This is a genomic window from Pectobacterium zantedeschiae (assembly GCF_004137795.1).
Taxonomy (GTDB): Bacteria; Pseudomonadota; Gammaproteobacteria; order Enterobacterales; family Enterobacteriaceae; genus Pectobacterium; species Pectobacterium zantedeschiae.
Map to the genome: position 1 here is coordinate 359,671 of NZ_NWTM01000002.1, position 14,997 is coordinate 374,667.

A 14,997-nucleotide genomic window follows, 5' to 3' on the forward strand; every position below is an offset into this window, starting at 1 on the left:
TGTGAGCGGTACGCTGACAGGGTGTTTTTCTTTCTGAAGGGGATCATCATGCAAAACGTTACGCTCATCGCTATCGACCTCGGCAAGCATTCGTTCCATGTCCACGCTTAGGATAAAAACGGTAATGCATTGCTACGTAAGAAGTTCTCACGTACCTAGTTAATCGCCTTTCTCTCTACTTGTATAGCTTCTACCGTAGTGATGGAAGCCTGCGCCGCCAGCTCGGTAGCGGCCCGGCGAAGTGCCGAGCGCTTTGCGGAACATGGTTATGAAGTTACCAGCGCTTTCGTAACCCAGTCCATCCGCGACTTGCTGGACGGATGCACCGGTGCTTAGCCATTTTACCGCCAGCATGATTTGGAGTTGCTGGCGCCAACGGCCGAAGCTCATGCCGGTCTCTTGTATGAGCAGGCGTGCCAGCGTGCGTTCACTTAAGCCCACGCGTCGTGCCCACGTCTGGATCGTTCCACGGTCAGCGGGATCTCCCATGATCGTTTCGACGATCTTGCGCAGCCGAACATCGGTCGGCATTGGCAGGTGTAGGTTACCCGTTGGCGCTAATGCAAATTCGTCTAATAGCAACGTGACCAGATGTGTTTCCATGCCACCCTCCGCATAGAGCATAGGAAAGCTGGCGGAGCGGATCATCAGTTCGCGCAACAGCGGTGTCGTAGAAATGGTGCAGCACTTTGACGGGAGAGCCGAAGAAACGCTTGCGTCGATATAGGCGATGTAGCACTCAATCGTACCTGTGGCCGAGATCCTATGCTGGACACCTCCAGGCACCCAAATTGCGCTCTGAGGGGGCGCAATCCAAAGTCCGCCTTCGACCTCTGTAGTGAACACCCCGCGCAGCAACAGCAGCAATTGCCCCTTGTTGTGACGATGGAAGTCCATTTCCTTCCGATCGAAATCGGCTGTGTCAAAGTTCGCAGTGTCGATGCCGGAAGCGCCGATGGTCACCACTGGACGCGGTACGAAATCGGGATCCGTCCAGTGGGCGATATCTGAGGATTTGGTAAAGACTGGCATGGGTGGCAACTGGCCCGTGGTTGCATCAAAATGGCAAGATTTACAAATATTTTGTCAGAATTCACCAATGATGCCAAGCTGGAAAGTACTTACCATCGCTCTGGCAAGGCAGCACGAATGGAGCGTGGACATCGCATTCGCCCACTCTGCACTCGTATCTTTCATATATCGAATCGGAAAGCCTCTCGCATGCCAATGGCACATCGACTCTGATGTGTTGGTTCACTCCATCACCCTGAAAGATTATTTGGAGTTTGAGTAATGAAAGACATCGCAGCATTCCAACCACAGAAACGTACCAGCTTGCTCGAATCGGCAGTGCTAAAGCTGTTTACCCGCAAAGCGAAGGTCATGAATGTCGAGGATGTTGGCACAGCGTTCCGCATCATCACGCTCGGCGGCAATGCATTACGCGATATCAGATGGGCACCAGGCGACAAGATTCAAATGTTGCTAGGCGGGTGGGTGCAACGTACCTACACACCAATAGAGTGGGATGTGGAATCTGGTTGCACACGTATCATGGTTCACCTGCACTCCGGCGGTCCGGGCGAGCAGTGGGCTCGCAATGTTCGCACGGGGGACGAGTGCGATATTTTTGGACCTCGAGCATCACTTGATGTCAGCCGAGCGAATGGCGAGACTATCGTTTTTGGAGACGAAACATCTATCGGATTAATCCGCGCCATCAGCGCTCAGCCTTCTGTTCGCTCGGTGCGCTCGCTGCTGGAAGTTACCTCTATTTCTGACTCGCGCGCGGCGCTTGCGAGTCTTGATCTTAGGGACGTAGAGCTATTCCAGCGTTTGGATAATGACTTACATCTTGAGGCAGTCCAACAGCGTTTGTTGTTACTTTCTGCCTCTGGAGGGACATCTATCCTGACAGGTAAAATGTCTTCAATCCAGCGTCTGCGCCGTGCGCTGAAAGCGTCAGGTGTTTCCTCTCGTAAAATTCTCACGAAACCGTACTGGGCACTAGGTAGAACTGGATTGGACTGAATACGTCAAGCTCGTGAGCGCAGGTAGAAAATAGGGGGAATATGGTGCTTCGTCATCGGTGATGGTTTGTTGCCGTGGTAGACGAACTTCACTTCTCTCGTGCTGCCGTTCACCTGTATATCGAACTGTCGCCATTGTTGAGTGTCATCAGGGAACTGAAGAAAGGCCTGGGAGCACAAGCTCTTTGTGCGAATCACGCGCAGTACACGCGGAAATCGTCGTTACCGAAAACGGCTGGGGCGACGGTGTGCGGCGGCGGAGTTTCGTGGGAGTTCAGCCGAGCAAATGGTCGGCATCGGTTGATACATGGAGGCAGCATTTTTTCTAATCAATGCCTTATGAGTAGCTCATCTGAAATATGATTGCATTACCGTATAAGGTGTCTCTTCGTGGAGTGACGACATTTACACTGCTTTTTTCACCCGGTTCAGGGACAGAACATTGTTTTTAAGGTAGCGACGATCGTTTCTACCTTCTGATTTTCGATGCGGTAGTGCAGCGTTTGAGATTCGCGTCGATAGCTAATCAATCCTTCTTCACGCATTTTTGCCAGATGCTGTGAGAGGGCGGACTGGCTCAGCGGGATATGCTCAAGTAAAGCGCCCACCGACATTTCGCTGTGCTCAATGAGCAAGCAAAGCACCAGCAGCCTGTTTTCGTTGCCAATCGCGCGCAGTAATGCTGCGGCTTTTGCCACGCCGTCTTGCATGAATTCCCGATCAGAGTTGTTCAACGCCATGTTCATACCATCCTGCGTGGCTGACTAATTTAGAGATGCCTAATGTATTGAGCTTACCATATCATTGATTGCTGGTGTGGGTATGTGGGGGCGTGCATCATGTAGAGGTCAACGGGCGCAAACCTGCGATAGTTCAGGCAATTAAGAATATGTTGCTTCTGGTGCAACGCGCTGTTTCCATTACGCTAGGTTAGCTTTCCGCCCACCTTGATGAGGGCTGGCGGTATTGCTCTCTTTGGCGCTTGTGGTTGTCCTTCTGCGAAGGAAATAGAGCAGGCTAGGGTTTTTGTTTGATGACGTTATTCGCGCCGCTAGACGAAAATCGCGGCTCTGTTCCGCCCCATGACAGGCGGTTACTGATACCATTGAAGGAGACTACGGCAGGCCCATTAAAATCCAAATCGAGATGATGTTCCGTACCTGTCACATTCACCTTTACTGGCCTGTCATCGGCAATAATGTGAGTGTGGATTGTGTTTTTATACGCGGCGACGATCAGGTCACCGGTTGACTGACCAGTCACGGCAATCTCGGAACCGGTCACGGTAAGCGATGTCGCGGTATCGAATGTGACATTGTGCTCGGAACCCATGATGGAGATAGCTGCGCATTTCCCTGTGAGTGCGATGTTATTACTGTTGCCTGAAATACGGACATCGTTGCCATTACAAGGAATATCGCGTGTTAAACCGGAACCTTCCAACTCGATAGGGGCGGCGTAGACAGAGGCGGTGAATGTCAGAAGTGTGGCAAAAACCACGCGCAGATACCGTTTCATCTTCATGGAGTCTTTCCTGTTATGAATGAAGTCATCCGGCACCGTTGCCGTGGGGTTCCTATCATCGGTTAACACTTATTTAGACTCTATTGCGAACATTCTGATTATCGCTGCGTCTTTAGACGGTGCTTAATCACGTTATGTTGTTAAAAAACCACATATTACGTGGTTAAACCAGCATAGTTAGTGTGCGCCGTCAGGGACATGCTATTCTCCTGATGTCGGCATTTTTTAGTGATAGTGACATTGGGCACATAGCACAGTTGAATAAAAATTAATGTTGCTATTATGTGAACGAATTAACAATCGATTCAAATCCTGATATGCTGACGAGGCTGGACCGGACACTCTACTACCTTACATCCACACGCTGACACCCAGGCATGGACACCACGATTGGGAACAAGAGCGCCGGGCATAATGAAGACAATGAGAGCGAGGAGAACGTCGTGCTAGAAGAATACCGTAAGCACGTAGCTGAGCGGGCTGCGCAGGGGATTGTTCCTAAACCGTTAGATGCCACGCAGATGGCCGCGCTGGTTGAGTCACTCAAGAATCCCCAGGCAGGCGAAGAAGAGGCATTGCTTGATCTGCTGATTAATCGCGTCCCTCCCGGTGTTGATGAAGCCGCCTATGTAAAGGCTGGTTTTTTGGCTGCCGTCGCAAAAGGCGAAGCCACTTCCCCCTTGGTTAGCCAGGAAAAAGCGATTGAGCTGCTGGGCACCATGCAAGGTGGTTATAACATTCATCCGCTAATTGATGCGTTAGACAATGAGAAGCTGGCACCTATTGCCGCCGAAGCGCTGTCCCATACGCTGCTGATGTTTGATAACTTCTATGATGTGGAAGAGAAGGCGAAAGCCGGTAATGCTCACGCCAAGAAAGTGATTCAATCCTGGGCCGATGCCGAGTGGTTCCTGTCCCGCCCTAAACTGGCGGAAAAAATTACCGTTACCGTCTTTAAAGTCACCGGTGAAACCAACACCGATGACCTGTCTCCAGCACCTGATGCCTGGTCACGCCCTGATATTCCACTGCACGCGCTGGCGATGCTGAAAAACGCCCGTGAAGGCATTGATCCCGATCAGCCTGGTGCCGTTGGCCCGATCAAACAGATCGAAGAACTGAACAAAAAAGGCTTCCCGCTAGCTTACGTCGGTGATGTCGTCGGTACGGGATCGTCGCGTAAATCTGCGACCAACTCCGTGCTGTGGTTCATGGGTGAAGACATCCCTCATGTTCCGAACAAACGCGGTGGTGGTGTGGTGCTGGGCGGCAAGATCGCCCCAATCTTCTTCAACACCATGGAAGATGCCGGTGCGTTGCCAATCGAAGTTGACGTTAACGATCTGAATATGGGTGATGTGATCGACATCTATCCGTATGAAGGTGAAGTACGTCGCCATGACACGAATGAAGTGCTGGCAACGTTTGCGCTGAAAACGGATGTCTTGCTGGACGAAGTCCGTGCGGGTGGCCGTATTCCGTTGATCATCGGACGTGGGTTAACGTCTAAAGCGCGTGAGTCACTGGGCTTACCGCATAGCGATGTCTTCCGTATTTCCAAAGCGGTTGAAGCCAGCAAAAAAGGCTTCTCGCTGGCGCAGAAAATGGTTGGTCGCGCCTGTGGCGTCGCGGGTATCCGTCCTGACGAGTACTGCGAACCGAAAATGACCTCTGTGGGTTCACAGGATACCACCGGGCCGATGACCCGCGATGAGCTGAAAGATCTGGCTTGTCTCGGTTTCTCCGCCGATCTGGTGATGCAGTCGTTCTGTCACACCGCAGCCTATCCGAAGCCAGTTGACGTGACCACGCACCATACGCTGCCTGATTTCATCATGAACCGTGGCGGCGTCTCGCTGCGTCCGGGCGATGGTGTTATCCACTCCTGGCTGAACCGTATGCTGCTGCCTGATACCGTTGGTACGGGCGGTGACTCCCACACCCGTTTCCCGATCGGTATCTCTTTCCCTGCGGGCTCTGGGCTGGTGGCGTTTGCTGCTGCCACGGGCGTAATGCCGCTGGACATGCCGGAATCCGTTCTGGTGCGCTTCAAAGGTAAAATGCAGCCGGGTATTACCCTGCGCGATCTGGTTCACGCGATTCCTCTGTACGCGATCAAACAAGGTCTGCTGACCGTTGAGAAGAAAGGTAAGAAGAACATCTTCTCTGGTCGTATTCTGGAGATCGAAGGTCTGCCGGATCTCAAAGTCGAACAGGCTTTTGAACTGACCGACGCCTCGGCGGAACGTTCTGCGGCGGGTTGTACCATTAAGCTGGATAAAGCGCCGATCATCGAGTATCTGAACTCTAACATCGTGCTGCTGAAGTGGATGATCTCTGAAGGCTACGGCGATCGTCGTACGCTGGAACGTCGTGTTCAGGGTATGGAAAAATGGCTGGCCGATCCGCAACTGCTGGAAGCGGATGCCGATGCCGAGTATGCGGCGGTGATCGACATCGATCTGGCCGACATCAAAGAGCCGATCCTGTGTGCGCCTAACGATCCAGACGATGCGCGCTGGCTGTCTGACGTGCAGGGCGAGAAGATTGATGAAGTCTTCATCGGTTCTTGTATGACCAACATCGGGCACTTCCGTGCAGCGGGTAAACTGTTGGATAGTCACAAAGGCCAACTGCCGACCCGTCTGTGGGTTGCGCCGCCGACCAAAATGGACGCTGCACAGCTGACGGAAGAAGGCTACTACAGCGTGTTTGGTAAGAGCGGTGCGCGTGTCGAGATCCCTGGCTGCTCACTGTGCATGGGTAACCAGGCGCGCGTGGCGGATGGTGCAACGGTCGTTTCTACATCGACCCGTAACTTCCCGAACCGTTTGGGCACCGGTGCCAACGTCTATCTGGCGTCTGCTGAGCTGGCTGCGGTTGCCTCTCTGTTAGGCCGCTTACCAACGTCGGAAGAGTACCAGACCTATATGTCGCAGGTAGATAAAACCGCGCAGGACACCTATCGCTATCTGAATTTTGACCAGCTAGGTCAATATACCGAGAAAGCTGATGGTGTGATCTTCCAGACGACTGTCTAACTCGCTATAGTTCGCACCCCTATACTGAAGGAGGCCATGTGCCTCCTTTTTTTTGCCTGCTCTATCCCCTCTTGTGCCTGACGGGCAGGTGTTGTGCATCTGCAACATCAAAGGTGAAGGTGCGTCACGACGGTAGGGTGTAGAGGCGACTAAACTGAATAGAAGAAACATCATAGTGAGGACGGCACCATGGACTATGAATTTTTGCGGGATGTGACGGGTCAGGTCATCGTGCGTATGTCGATGGGACATGAGGCGATTGGGCACTGGTTCAATGAAGAAGTGAAAGGCCAGCTAACAATATTGACCGACGTTGAGGATGCGGCGCGTTCCGTTGCAGGTAGCGAGCGGCAGTGGCGACGCGTAGGCCATGAATACACGTTATTGTTGGATGAAGAAGAAGTGATGGTGCAGGCGAATCAACTGTCTTTCACCACGGATGAACTGGAGGAGGGCATGAGCTATTACGATGAAGAGAGCCTGTCTCTATGCGGCCTGGATGATTTTCTGACGCTGGTGGAAAAGTATCGGGAGTTCATCCTGCATTAATCGTGTTAGTGATTCAGGCGTGTTGGTGACCCCATTTTGTTGATAACACCACCCGACGGGCGAGTGGTGTTTTCCATCACTTAGCCAATATCGGCATGACCAAAGCGTGCCTGCCAGTCACGATCGAACCGGTTAAGCGCATCGTCAACCGCAGGGTCTTGCAAGAATAGCTCAGCTACAGCAGGGTCAACGGTAATCGCCCGACACCCCGCTAGCAGGCAGTCCAATACCTGACGCGGCGTGCGAAAGCTGGCTGCCAGCACCTGAGTCTGCGGGCTGTGCAGGTTGATCAAAGTTTGCAGCTCTTTCACTAGCGCAATCCCATCACCACCCTGTGCGTCAATGCGGTTGACATAGGGCGCGATATAGCGAGCGCCTGCCAGCGCAGCATAAAACCCTTGCCCAGCACCGTACACCGCGGTGCCAAGCGTGGGAATATCCAGAGTCGTCAACTGCCTGATAGCACTTAAGCCTGCATGAGTCACTGGCACTTTGACGACCAGAGAAGGAATCACCTCTCTGAGCTTCAGTGCCTCTTCCACCATCACGTCAGGATCGCGTGACATCACCTGAGCAAACAACTGTCCTTCTGCACCGAGAACGGCCTGCATATCTCGGAGCACGCTGTAAATATCTGCTTTTCCGCGTGCGACAATGCTTGGGTTGGTGGTTACCCCTTTTATCGGTAACACGCCAGCGAGTCGTTCCACTGCGGCTACATCAGCCGTATCTAAATAGAATTCCATCATTTCCCCCGTACTGAAATCGGTATTTCGGATGACATCAATACTGTGGCGCTTAGCGCACAATAATACCCAACAAAATACCTACCGCGCCGAAATCGGAATCACTGAACGTAGTGTTTGCCAGTCCGATACTGCCCAATACCGGCAACAGGAAAACAGGCAGGAAGGTAATCAGCAGCCCGTTGGTAAAGGAACCTAAAATCGCGCCGCGACGTCCACCGGTGGCGTTACCGAACACGCCAGCCGCTGCACCGACGAAGAAGTGCGGCACCACGCCAGGAATGATCACCGTCATACCCAGCAGGTAGAGCAGCACCATGCCAATCACCCCAGCCGCAAAGCTGCTCAGGAAGCCGACCAGAACGGCATTCGGTGCATAGGGGAAGACGACAGGGCAATCCAATGCAGGCTTCGCATTGGGAACTAATTTGTCCGAAATACCTTTAAACGCGGGCACGATTTCTGCAATCACCATACGTACACCTTGCAGCACGATATACACGCCAGCCGCAAAGGTAATGGATTGAATCAGCGAGAACATAAACCAGTTTTTCCCACCGGCATTCATCGTTTTGACCGCTTCAGGGCCAGCGAACAGGCAGGTGAAAATGAAGATGAAAAACATGGTAAAGGCGATGGCGACTGGCGTATCACGTAGGAACAGCAGGCTCTTCGGTACTTCCATGTCCTCCGTCGATTTCTCTTTATTACCAAACTTGCTGCCGATAAACGCCGACAGCAACTGTGATATTGCAGAGAAGTGACCAAAGGCAACGTCATCTGACCCCGTTACTTTCTTCATATATGGGTGAATAATGGCAGGGAACAGCACCATCGATACCCCAACCACCAGCGACCCAACGGTAATCAGCAGCACGCCTTTCATGCCTGCTGTCGCCAGAATCACAGCAACCATCATCGACATAAACAGCGTGTGGTGGCCGGTCAGGAAAATGTATTTCCACGGCGTAAAGCGTGCGATCGCGATATTAATGACCATCGCAAAGAACATGATCATCGCCATCTCGGTGCCGAAGTTTTTCTGAGCGACCGCGACAATGGCCTCATTATTCGGCACGACACCAGCGATACCAAACGCATGGTGGAAAATCACGGCGAAATCCCCCAGCGAGGACACGATCAGGCTTGCGCCTGCGCCGAGAATCAGGAAACCCATTACGGTTTTCACGGTGCCTTTGATGCATTCTGTCGCAGGTTTTTTCTGGGCAACCAGACCGATAAGCGCAATCAAACCGACCAGTATTGACGGTTCAGACAACACGTCACTCATTAAAAAACGGAAGAATTCCATTTTTTTCTCTCCTGCTTACAACGCGCCAAGTTCTGTCAGAGCAACTGACAGACGTTCTTTCATCGCCACTTTGTCGATCATGTTATTCAGGGACACAATTTTCCCTCCTACCGCCTGCGCGACGAGCTGATCGGCAATGTCTTTGGTTCCGACAAAAATATCGCTGTCCGTTCCTTTCGCCGACCCTAAGTCAACGTGATCGACATCAGCCACTACGCCGAGCTCTTTAACGATGTTTTTAATGCTCATTTCCATCATCAGGCTGGTACCAAGACCGTTACCGCATACGACTGTAATTTTCATAATCTGTGTCCTCTGGTGGCGATTAATAACGAGAAATAACGGAAAGCACCTGTTCTATCTCTGTCGCGTTAATTAACGCGGTGACGTCATCAGGCGTGTCGAACAACTGAGCAAGCTGTGAAATAATATCGATATGGCTATTGCTGTCCGTGGCGGCCAGAACAATCAGCAAATGCACGGGGTCGTTACCGTCAGAATGGAAAACCACGCCGTCACGAATCAGCGTCAGGCTGACGCTGAGTTTATTCACGCCGTCTTCCGGGCGGGCGTGCGGCATGGCAATCCCTGGGCCGACAACATAGTAAGGGCCGATGGCCTCATGAGAGCGGTAGATCGCCCCAATGTAGGTAGGTTCAATCGAACCATTATCTAATAATGGCTTACAAGACAAAGCGATAGCATGACGCCAGTCGTCGCAGGAAGGTAAGATTTGAACAACGTTTGGTGTTAGTAAAGTGTTAAGCATTAGCGCCACCTCTGTATCATTCTGAACGCAGGATAGTGTGCCAACGTCGAAAATAATGTGATTTATATCTAAAAAGATAGCGCTAACTGATATGCGTATCATTAACTGTGACTGGCTTAGCACAAGCGGGGCTAAGACGTGTTCCCCGCGTGCAGACAGAGGCACACTGTGATGGTTCTGCATGCGTGATGCCGTCACGAGAACATTGTGGTGCTTGTATATGGACAGAAGATTGTGAATTAACCGGTTTTTATCGCGGCTGTGCGCTGAGAAAAATGACGAATGGAGAGGAAGTGAGCATGCGTAAGCGTCGCAGTACCGGTAAGGTTACGCTACAGGATGTCGCCGATTATGCTGGCGTAGGGGCGATGACGGTATCGCGCGTGATGCGCAAACCCGATCTGGTCTCTGAGAAACTTCGCAGCAAGGTAGAGCTGGCCGCCAGAACATTAGGCTATGAGCCTAATCAAGAGGCTAGCCTGCTCACCGAGGGAGCTAACCGCGTGACGCTACAGGACATTGCGAATCATGCCGGTGTTGGCGTGATGACGGTTTCCCGCGCATTAAGGGAGCCGGGGCTGGTTTCTGATGTCACACAGAAGAAAATCGACGATGCGATAAACACACTGGGTTATGTACCGAACCGCGCGGCCGGTGCGTTGGCATCGGCCTATCAGCCTACAATTGCGGTGCTTTATCCTTTTCAGCAAGATCGCGCCAGCGTTCGTTTTGTTCAGGCATTACAGCAGGCGGTTGGCAAACATAACATTCCGTTGATCATGGGCTGCCATGAATATCGTCAGCACACTGAAGCAGGAATGGTTGAAAAGCTCTTGCAGCAGCGACCAGCGGCACTGGTGTTATTCAGTGCGCAGCTTTCACAACGAACCCAAGACCTTATAAAGGCCAGCAACGTCATTACGGTGAACGTGTCCGGCGCTGCCGCGCTGAATGCGAATATCAACATTGATATCGCCCTTGCCGACGCAGCGGAGCAGTTAACCCTTTCGCTGCTGGATAAGGGGTATCGTCACGTTGCCTATATCGGTGCGCACACGGATAACCGACTACAAAAACAGCAGTTGAACGGCTGGAATAAAGCTATGCTGGCGCATTATCACAATGCGGATTTGAAAATTACGATCCCGGAAGCTCCCAGCCTACAGTTCGGTCGCTATGCGATGACGGAGCTACTGCAAAATCAGCCGGAACTGGACGCTATTATCTGTAGCCATGAGGAAATTGCGCTGGGTGCGCTCTTTGAATGCCAACGTCGCCTGATGAAAGTCCCTTACGATCTGGCGATTGCCTGTTTGGATGGTTCTGAGCAATGCGAACACTCGTTTCCAGCACTGACCGCGATGCGGCTTGACTATGAAAAGCTGGGTGCAGAGGTCGGGCGTTTGGTGCTCGCTATGATGGACAACGACGAGCACCCACCAGTATTGGAAAAAGTGAAGTTCATCTTTGAACCCCGTGCCAGTAGCTAGCTGGGAATAAAACGCAGCATAGAAAAGCCCGCGTATTTCTGACGCAGGCTTCTCATACCTCGTGGCTAGCTGCCCGCCTCGACGTGCTTATCGTCGAAGAAATAATCTTTGACGGATTCCGGCTTGTTTTTAATCGCCCCGACACGATACAGGAATTGGCCAAGCTGCAAGGTATTGTGCGGCGTCACGCTGAACGATACCTCCGGGCTTTTCAGAATATTCAGCAGCAGCTCGCGATCGATACGGGATTTTGTCACGCGAATGAAGGCATCGGCGGCCTCTTCGGGATGAGCGCTGGCAAAATCTGCCGCTTCCGCGATAGCGTTGACGAAGGCGCGGTAGGTTCGCGGATTATCCTGGCGGAATTTTTCAGTGGCGTAGAGCACGACGGGTGAGTTTGGTCCGCCAGTAACCTGATAGGAGTTCAGGATGATATGCGCGTTGGGGTTGCCTGCCAGCGCTTGCTCCTGAAAGGGGGAGTTGGAAAAGTGCGTGGTGATTTCCGTGCCGCCGCTGATAATTGCGGCGGTAGCTTCTGGGTGCGGAATAGCGACCTGAAGTTTATCCAGACGATTGTAAGCTTTATCACCCCACAGTTCGGCGGAGGCCTGCTGCAGAAAACGCGACTGTACGGAAACGCCCACCGCCGGGATGGCGATGCGATCTTTGTCCGTCAGATCCGCAATGGTTTTGACGTTAGGATTATTACTGATCAGGTAATAAGGGAAATTGCCGGTTGCCACCACCGCGCGGACATTCTGACGCCCTTTGGTACGATCCCACAGCGTGAACAGCGGTCCGGTGCCTGCCCCGGCGATATCCACCGAACCGGAGAGCAAGGCATCGTTCACTGCTGCGCCACCGGAAAGTTGCAGATACTCGACCTTGATATCCACTCCTTCTTCCTTACCATGTTTCTCAATCAACTTTTGATCCTGTGCGACATTTAGCAGCAGGTAAACGATCCCGAATTGCTGCGCGATACGGAGCTGTCCTTCCGCCTGTACCAGTGCAGGCAGACCAAGCCCCGACAGCAAAACGGCGCTGGCTAGCGTCAGGCCAAACCCTTTACGACGCAACATGCTCCCAAAGTGCAAGGTGTGAGTGGTATGACTTTTATTATGCATAATGGCTTTCCATCAATAGATTAGGGCTGTGTGTAGCCTGATAAAAGATAAGGGTGAAAATATCGCCTTTTTGAGAGTAAGGATGCGTACGGCGCTTGATAAAGAGTTTTTTGACATAAGCTAGACGGGGAATGTATGGAGAGAAAAATTTATTTTCTTTAATTAACTTGGTTTCTCCTGATTGTTCTCATGTTGGAAAAAACGACGCTATCATCAGCGTACTTATCTTTTTGTTTTTTATTTATAAATAATAAAACTTGTGCATATTTATATGGGGTGGAATGCCATTTCTTTCCTTTAGATGACTTCAGGAAAATAAATGTCTAGGAGGGGATATACCGTTTTCCTCATTTGCTTAGCGATAATTTATCTAGGCTGCCTTATCACCGGGGAGGGAGAAATCCCCGGCGGAACGTTTGTGCAGAATAAGGTCATATCTATGGCTGGCGTTAACCCGCGACAGTAAGAGAAATATACATCGGTGATGTTACATACTTGAATAGAGGTTCATGATAATGCCCCCGCTGATAATGAGCGCCATTGAAAATACAGCGGGTAAATCGGGTTTCTGTTTATAAAGTAGCATCGAAATAAATGTTACGCCGACGATGCCAAAGCCGCACCATAACGAATAGGCAATCCCCACCGGTAAATAGCCCATCGCACGTGTTAACGAAAAATAGCAAAGACAGTAGGCGAGAATAACGATAATGGAAGGTGAAAGTCTTTTAAATCCATCGGTTTTTTTTATCATCGATGTGCCGGTAATTTCTGAGCCAATCGAAAGTGCCAACCATAAGAATCCGTTGAACATGATGAGTCTCCTTATTTTCAGTGAATGACTTTTGTTTCTAATGGCTGACTCTGGTTACTGCTATTCAGTTTTTCAGGCTGTTCATCCACACCCATTTTAGAAAAGAGGTTCATGATCGTTATGCCGGCGGCAATCACGATCATTCCAACGATTGCTGGGATATCAGGGTGCTGTCCGTAAAAAATAATACTGAGCGTTGAAACCAATAAAATACCCGTGCCGGACCAGGTTGCGTAGGCTAACCCCACCGGAAGATGTTTTACGGCTTTTGAGAGTGAATAATAACAAACGCAGTACAGCAGAATAATAACGGCCAATAGCGCTATTTTTGTCATCCCTTGGCTATTATCAAACATTTTTAACGTGGAGGTGGCAGACGTTTCTGACAAAATGACTAATAACATCCAAAGCCATGACCTCTTTCTGAGTGACATAGTATTGCTCCTGATATGTGGTGTTAAGAATACCCGTCATACTTCAAGTTACACGTATGCTACTCGGCCCACTGATGTGGACTTTGCCCCCGTTGGGATCAGCGCAAGCGCTGTTCAAAACGAATACGTTTTGTCCTGAAACTCGAATTATTTAGGGTCTGGTTTTTTCTTTAATGACGGACCAGACGAATGTCGAAATCAAACTCGCCAAAGAAAGCATCTAAACGATTTAACTCCTCCTCGTTGTAGCTTGGATCTGTCTTTATTGGATAAATCATGCCTAGTCTTTCGTACTTTTTGCGGCCTAGCTGGTGGTAGGGCAGGATGTCGATGCGTCTGACATTACCGCGTTTTGCTAGCTTTTTTACGTACTGAATCGCGCCCGTGATGGCGTCATACGAATCGTTGTATCCGCGAACTAACGGCATACGAATAACGATATCGGCGCCCAACTCGACCAGATGCTCCAGATTACGCCGTATGTTCTCATTTCCTATACCAAACAGCGCCTTATGCTGATATGTGTCGATATGTTTAATATCGAAGAGGAACATATCCGTTACCGCTGCCAGTTGGTCATAGTGGGATATTGATGTTGTCCCCTGTGTTTCCACTGCGGTATTGATCATCTTTTGTTTGCATGCCCGAAGGAGTGCAACGGCAAAATCCGTTTGCAGGCTTACCTCTCCACCGCTGAGTGTGACGCCGCCGCCGGAAGACTCATAAAAGCTGTAGTCCTGCATGATGACGGCCATCAATTCTGCGACGGTCATATCTTGTCCTACGATATCGAGGGCATTGGAGGGACATGCCGCCTCACATTTTCGGCAGCCTGTGCATTGAATGGTGCGGTCGATATGATGCAATCGTGGGCCACATTCATCCGCGATCAGCGTGTGGATGCCGCGGGGACACACCTCAGCACATTTGCCACAGTGCAGGCATTTATCAGGCGAGAACAGGATTTGATAGGCGCGACGTATTCCTTCTGGATTGGCGCACCAGGGGCAGCGGATATTACAGCCTTTCATAAAGATCAGCGTACGGACGCCATCGCCGTCGTAGATCGAATACTTCTGAATATTGAATATTCGACCCGTGATTTCTTTTGCTGATTCCATCTTACCCTCCACATTTCATCCCGCCTGCGGCAAGAAAACG

16 protein-coding genes and 1 pseudogene are annotated in these 14,997 nt (G+C 51.1%); 6 read left to right on the forward strand and 11 right to left on the reverse strand.

Annotated elements, in window-relative coordinates; translation table 11 throughout:
• Positions 1–48: 48 nt before the first annotated feature.
• Positions 49–217 (forward strand): annotated as a pseudogene (locus CLR69_RS16235) (IS110 family transposase); the annotation flags it as partial.
• Here CLR69_RS16235 and CLR69_RS23365 read toward each other — a convergent pair.
• Positions 160–1,032 carry an AraC family transcriptional regulator gene (locus CLR69_RS23365; protein ID WP_129706683.1) on the reverse strand — a complete coding sequence of 291 codons (873 nt, stop codon included), beginning with the start codon at positions 1,030–1,032 and terminating at the stop codon, positions 160–162. The pseudogene CLR69_RS16235 and the gene CLR69_RS23365 overlap by 58 nt on opposite strands.
• Here CLR69_RS23365 and CLR69_RS22930 point away from each other — a divergent pair.
• Positions 920–1,294, forward strand: coding sequence for a hypothetical protein (locus CLR69_RS22930; protein WP_165345975.1), 375 nt, complete (start codon positions 920–922; stop codon positions 1,292–1,294). The genes CLR69_RS23365 and CLR69_RS22930 overlap by 113 nt on opposite strands.
• A complete protein-coding gene (locus CLR69_RS16245) occupies positions 1,294–2,031 on the forward strand; it encodes a siderophore-interacting protein (RefSeq protein WP_129706681.1) in 738 nt (245 codons plus the stop codon). The genes CLR69_RS22930 and CLR69_RS16245 overlap by 1 nt, the downstream gene beginning before the upstream one ends.
• Before the next feature lie 427 nt (positions 2,032–2,458).
• On the opposite strand, the gene CLR69_RS16250 is transcribed toward CLR69_RS16245, so the two are convergent.
• Both CLR69_RS16250 and CLR69_RS16255 read right to left on the reverse strand, forming a co-directional pair.
• On the reverse strand, positions 2,459–2,770 hold the full coding sequence (locus tag CLR69_RS16250; protein WP_129712200.1) for an ArsR/SmtB family transcription factor: 312 nt from the start codon (positions 2,768–2,770) through the stop codon (positions 2,459–2,461).
• Between the two features lie 277 nt (positions 2,771–3,047).
• Positions 3,048–3,554: a DUF3060 domain-containing protein gene (locus tag CLR69_RS16255; RefSeq protein ID WP_129712199.1), complete on the reverse strand. Its 507-nt coding sequence runs from the start codon at positions 3,552–3,554 to the stop codon at positions 3,048–3,050.
• Between the two features lie 443 nt (positions 3,555–3,997).
• Between CLR69_RS16255 and acnB the strand changes: the two genes are divergently transcribed.
• Both acnB and yacL read left to right on the forward strand, forming a co-directional pair.
• On the forward strand, positions 3,998–6,595 hold the full coding sequence (gene acnB, locus CLR69_RS16260; protein WP_129712198.1) for a bifunctional aconitate hydratase 2/2-methylisocitrate dehydratase: 2,598 nt from the start codon (positions 3,998–4,000) through the stop codon (positions 6,593–6,595).
• A 189-nt stretch (positions 6,596–6,784) separates the two neighbouring features.
• Positions 6,785–7,144, forward strand: a complete 360-nt coding sequence (gene yacL / locus CLR69_RS16265) for a protein YacL (protein ID WP_039305843.1) — start codon at positions 6,785–6,787, stop codon at positions 7,142–7,144.
• An 80-nt stretch (positions 7,145–7,224) separates the two neighbouring features.
• Here yacL and fsa read toward each other — a convergent pair whose 3' ends face one another.
• From fsa to CLR69_RS16285, 4 genes are read right to left on the reverse strand one after another with little or no spacing between them, the layout of a single operon-like run.
• Positions 7,225–7,890 carry a fructose-6-phosphate aldolase gene (fsa, locus tag CLR69_RS16270; RefSeq protein WP_129712197.1) on the reverse strand — a complete coding sequence of 222 codons (666 nt, stop codon included), beginning with the start codon at positions 7,888–7,890 and terminating at the stop codon, positions 7,225–7,227.
• Positions 7,891–7,942: 52 nt separating this feature from the next.
• Positions 7,943–9,202 carry a PTS ascorbate transporter subunit IIC gene (locus CLR69_RS16275; protein WP_129706672.1) on the reverse strand — a complete coding sequence of 420 codons (1,260 nt, stop codon included), beginning with the start codon at positions 9,200–9,202 and terminating at the stop codon, positions 7,943–7,945.
• A gap of 15 nt (positions 9,203–9,217) precedes the next feature.
• Positions 9,218–9,505, reverse strand: coding sequence for a PTS sugar transporter subunit IIB (locus tag CLR69_RS16280; protein WP_010286822.1), 288 nt, complete (start codon positions 9,503–9,505; stop codon positions 9,218–9,220).
• 22 nt (positions 9,506–9,527) lie between these two features.
• Complete coding sequence (locus CLR69_RS16285; RefSeq protein WP_129712196.1) at positions 9,528–9,971, reverse strand: PTS sugar transporter subunit IIA; 444 nt, start codon at positions 9,969–9,971, stop codon at positions 9,528–9,530.
• Positions 9,972–10,270: 299 nt separating this feature from the next.
• Here CLR69_RS16285 and CLR69_RS16290 point away from each other — a divergent pair, with 299 nt between their 5' ends.
• A complete protein-coding gene (locus CLR69_RS16290; protein ID WP_129712195.1) occupies positions 10,271–11,461 on the forward strand; it encodes a LacI family DNA-binding transcriptional regulator in 1,191 nt (396 codons plus the stop codon).
• Positions 11,462–11,526: 65 nt separating this feature from the next.
• On the opposite strand, the gene CLR69_RS16295 is transcribed toward CLR69_RS16290, so the two are convergent.
• The 4 genes from CLR69_RS16295 to cutD all read right to left on the reverse strand — a co-directional run bounded on the left by CLR69_RS16295 (position 11,527) and on the right by cutD (position 14,957).
• Positions 11,527–12,588 (reverse strand): ABC transporter substrate-binding protein, encoded by a 1,062-nt coding sequence (locus tag CLR69_RS16295; protein WP_197730586.1) that lies wholly within the window; start codon positions 12,586–12,588, stop codon positions 11,527–11,529.
• 487 nt (positions 12,589–13,075) lie between these two features.
• Positions 13,076–13,402: a DMT family transporter gene (locus CLR69_RS16300; protein ID WP_129712194.1), complete on the reverse strand. Its 327-nt coding sequence runs from the start codon at positions 13,400–13,402 to the stop codon at positions 13,076–13,078.
• Positions 13,403–13,419: 17 nt separating this feature from the next.
• Positions 13,420–13,836 (reverse strand): DMT family transporter, encoded by a 417-nt coding sequence (locus CLR69_RS16305; protein WP_129712193.1) that lies wholly within the window; start codon positions 13,834–13,836, stop codon positions 13,420–13,422.
• 170 nt (positions 13,837–14,006) lie between these two features.
• Entirely contained in the window at positions 14,007–14,957 is a 951-nt protein-coding gene (gene cutD / locus CLR69_RS16310; RefSeq protein WP_129712192.1) for a choline TMA-lyase-activating enzyme, read from the reverse strand.
• Positions 14,958–14,997 lie beyond the last annotated feature (40 nt).

What these genes read in the sequence shown, in the direction of transcription:
- CLR69_RS23365 (WP_129706683.1), bottom strand. Translation starts at nt 1,032, where the DNA reads ATGCCAGTCTTTACCAAATCCTCAGATATCGCCCACTGGACGGATCCC.
- CLR69_RS16245 (WP_129706681.1), top strand. Translation starts at nt 1,294, where the DNA reads ATGAAAGACATCGCAGCATTCCAACCACAGAAACGTACCAGCTTGCTC.
- CLR69_RS16250 (WP_129712200.1), bottom strand. Translation starts at nt 2,770, where the DNA reads ATGGCGTTGAACAACTCTGATCGGGAATTCATGCAAGACGGCGTGGCA.
- CLR69_RS16255 (WP_129712199.1), bottom strand. Translation starts at nt 3,554, where the DNA reads ATGAAGATGAAACGGTATCTGCGCGTGGTTTTTGCCACACTTCTGACA.
- yacL (WP_039305843.1), top strand. Translation starts at nt 6,785, where the DNA reads ATGGACTATGAATTTTTGCGGGATGTGACGGGTCAGGTCATCGTGCGT.
- fsa (WP_129712197.1), bottom strand. Translation starts at nt 7,890, where the DNA reads ATGGAATTCTATTTAGATACGGCTGATGTAGCCGCAGTGGAACGACTC.
- CLR69_RS16275 (WP_129706672.1), bottom strand. Translation starts at nt 9,202, where the DNA reads ATGGAATTCTTCCGTTTTTTAATGAGTGACGTGTTGTCTGAACCGTCA.
- CLR69_RS16280 (WP_010286822.1), bottom strand. Translation starts at nt 9,505, where the DNA reads ATGAAAATTACAGTCGTATGCGGTAACGGTCTTGGTACCAGCCTGATG.
- CLR69_RS16285 (WP_129712196.1), bottom strand. Translation starts at nt 9,971, where the DNA reads ATGCTTAACACTTTACTAACACCAAACGTTGTTCAAATCTTACCTTCC.
- CLR69_RS16290 (WP_129712195.1), top strand. Translation starts at nt 10,271, where the DNA reads ATGCGTAAGCGTCGCAGTACCGGTAAGGTTACGCTACAGGATGTCGCC.
- CLR69_RS16295 (WP_197730586.1), bottom strand. Translation starts at nt 12,588, where the DNA reads ATGCATAATAAAAGTCATACCACTCACACCTTGCACTTTGGGAGCATG.
- CLR69_RS16300 (WP_129712194.1), bottom strand. Translation starts at nt 13,402, where the DNA reads ATGTTCAACGGATTCTTATGGTTGGCACTTTCGATTGGCTCAGAAATT.
- CLR69_RS16305 (WP_129712193.1), bottom strand. Translation starts at nt 13,836, where the DNA reads ATGTCACTCAGAAAGAGGTCATGGCTTTGGATGTTATTAGTCATTTTG.
- cutD (WP_129712192.1), bottom strand. Translation starts at nt 14,957, where the DNA reads ATGGAATCAGCAAAAGAAATCACGGGTCGAATATTCAATATTCAGAAG.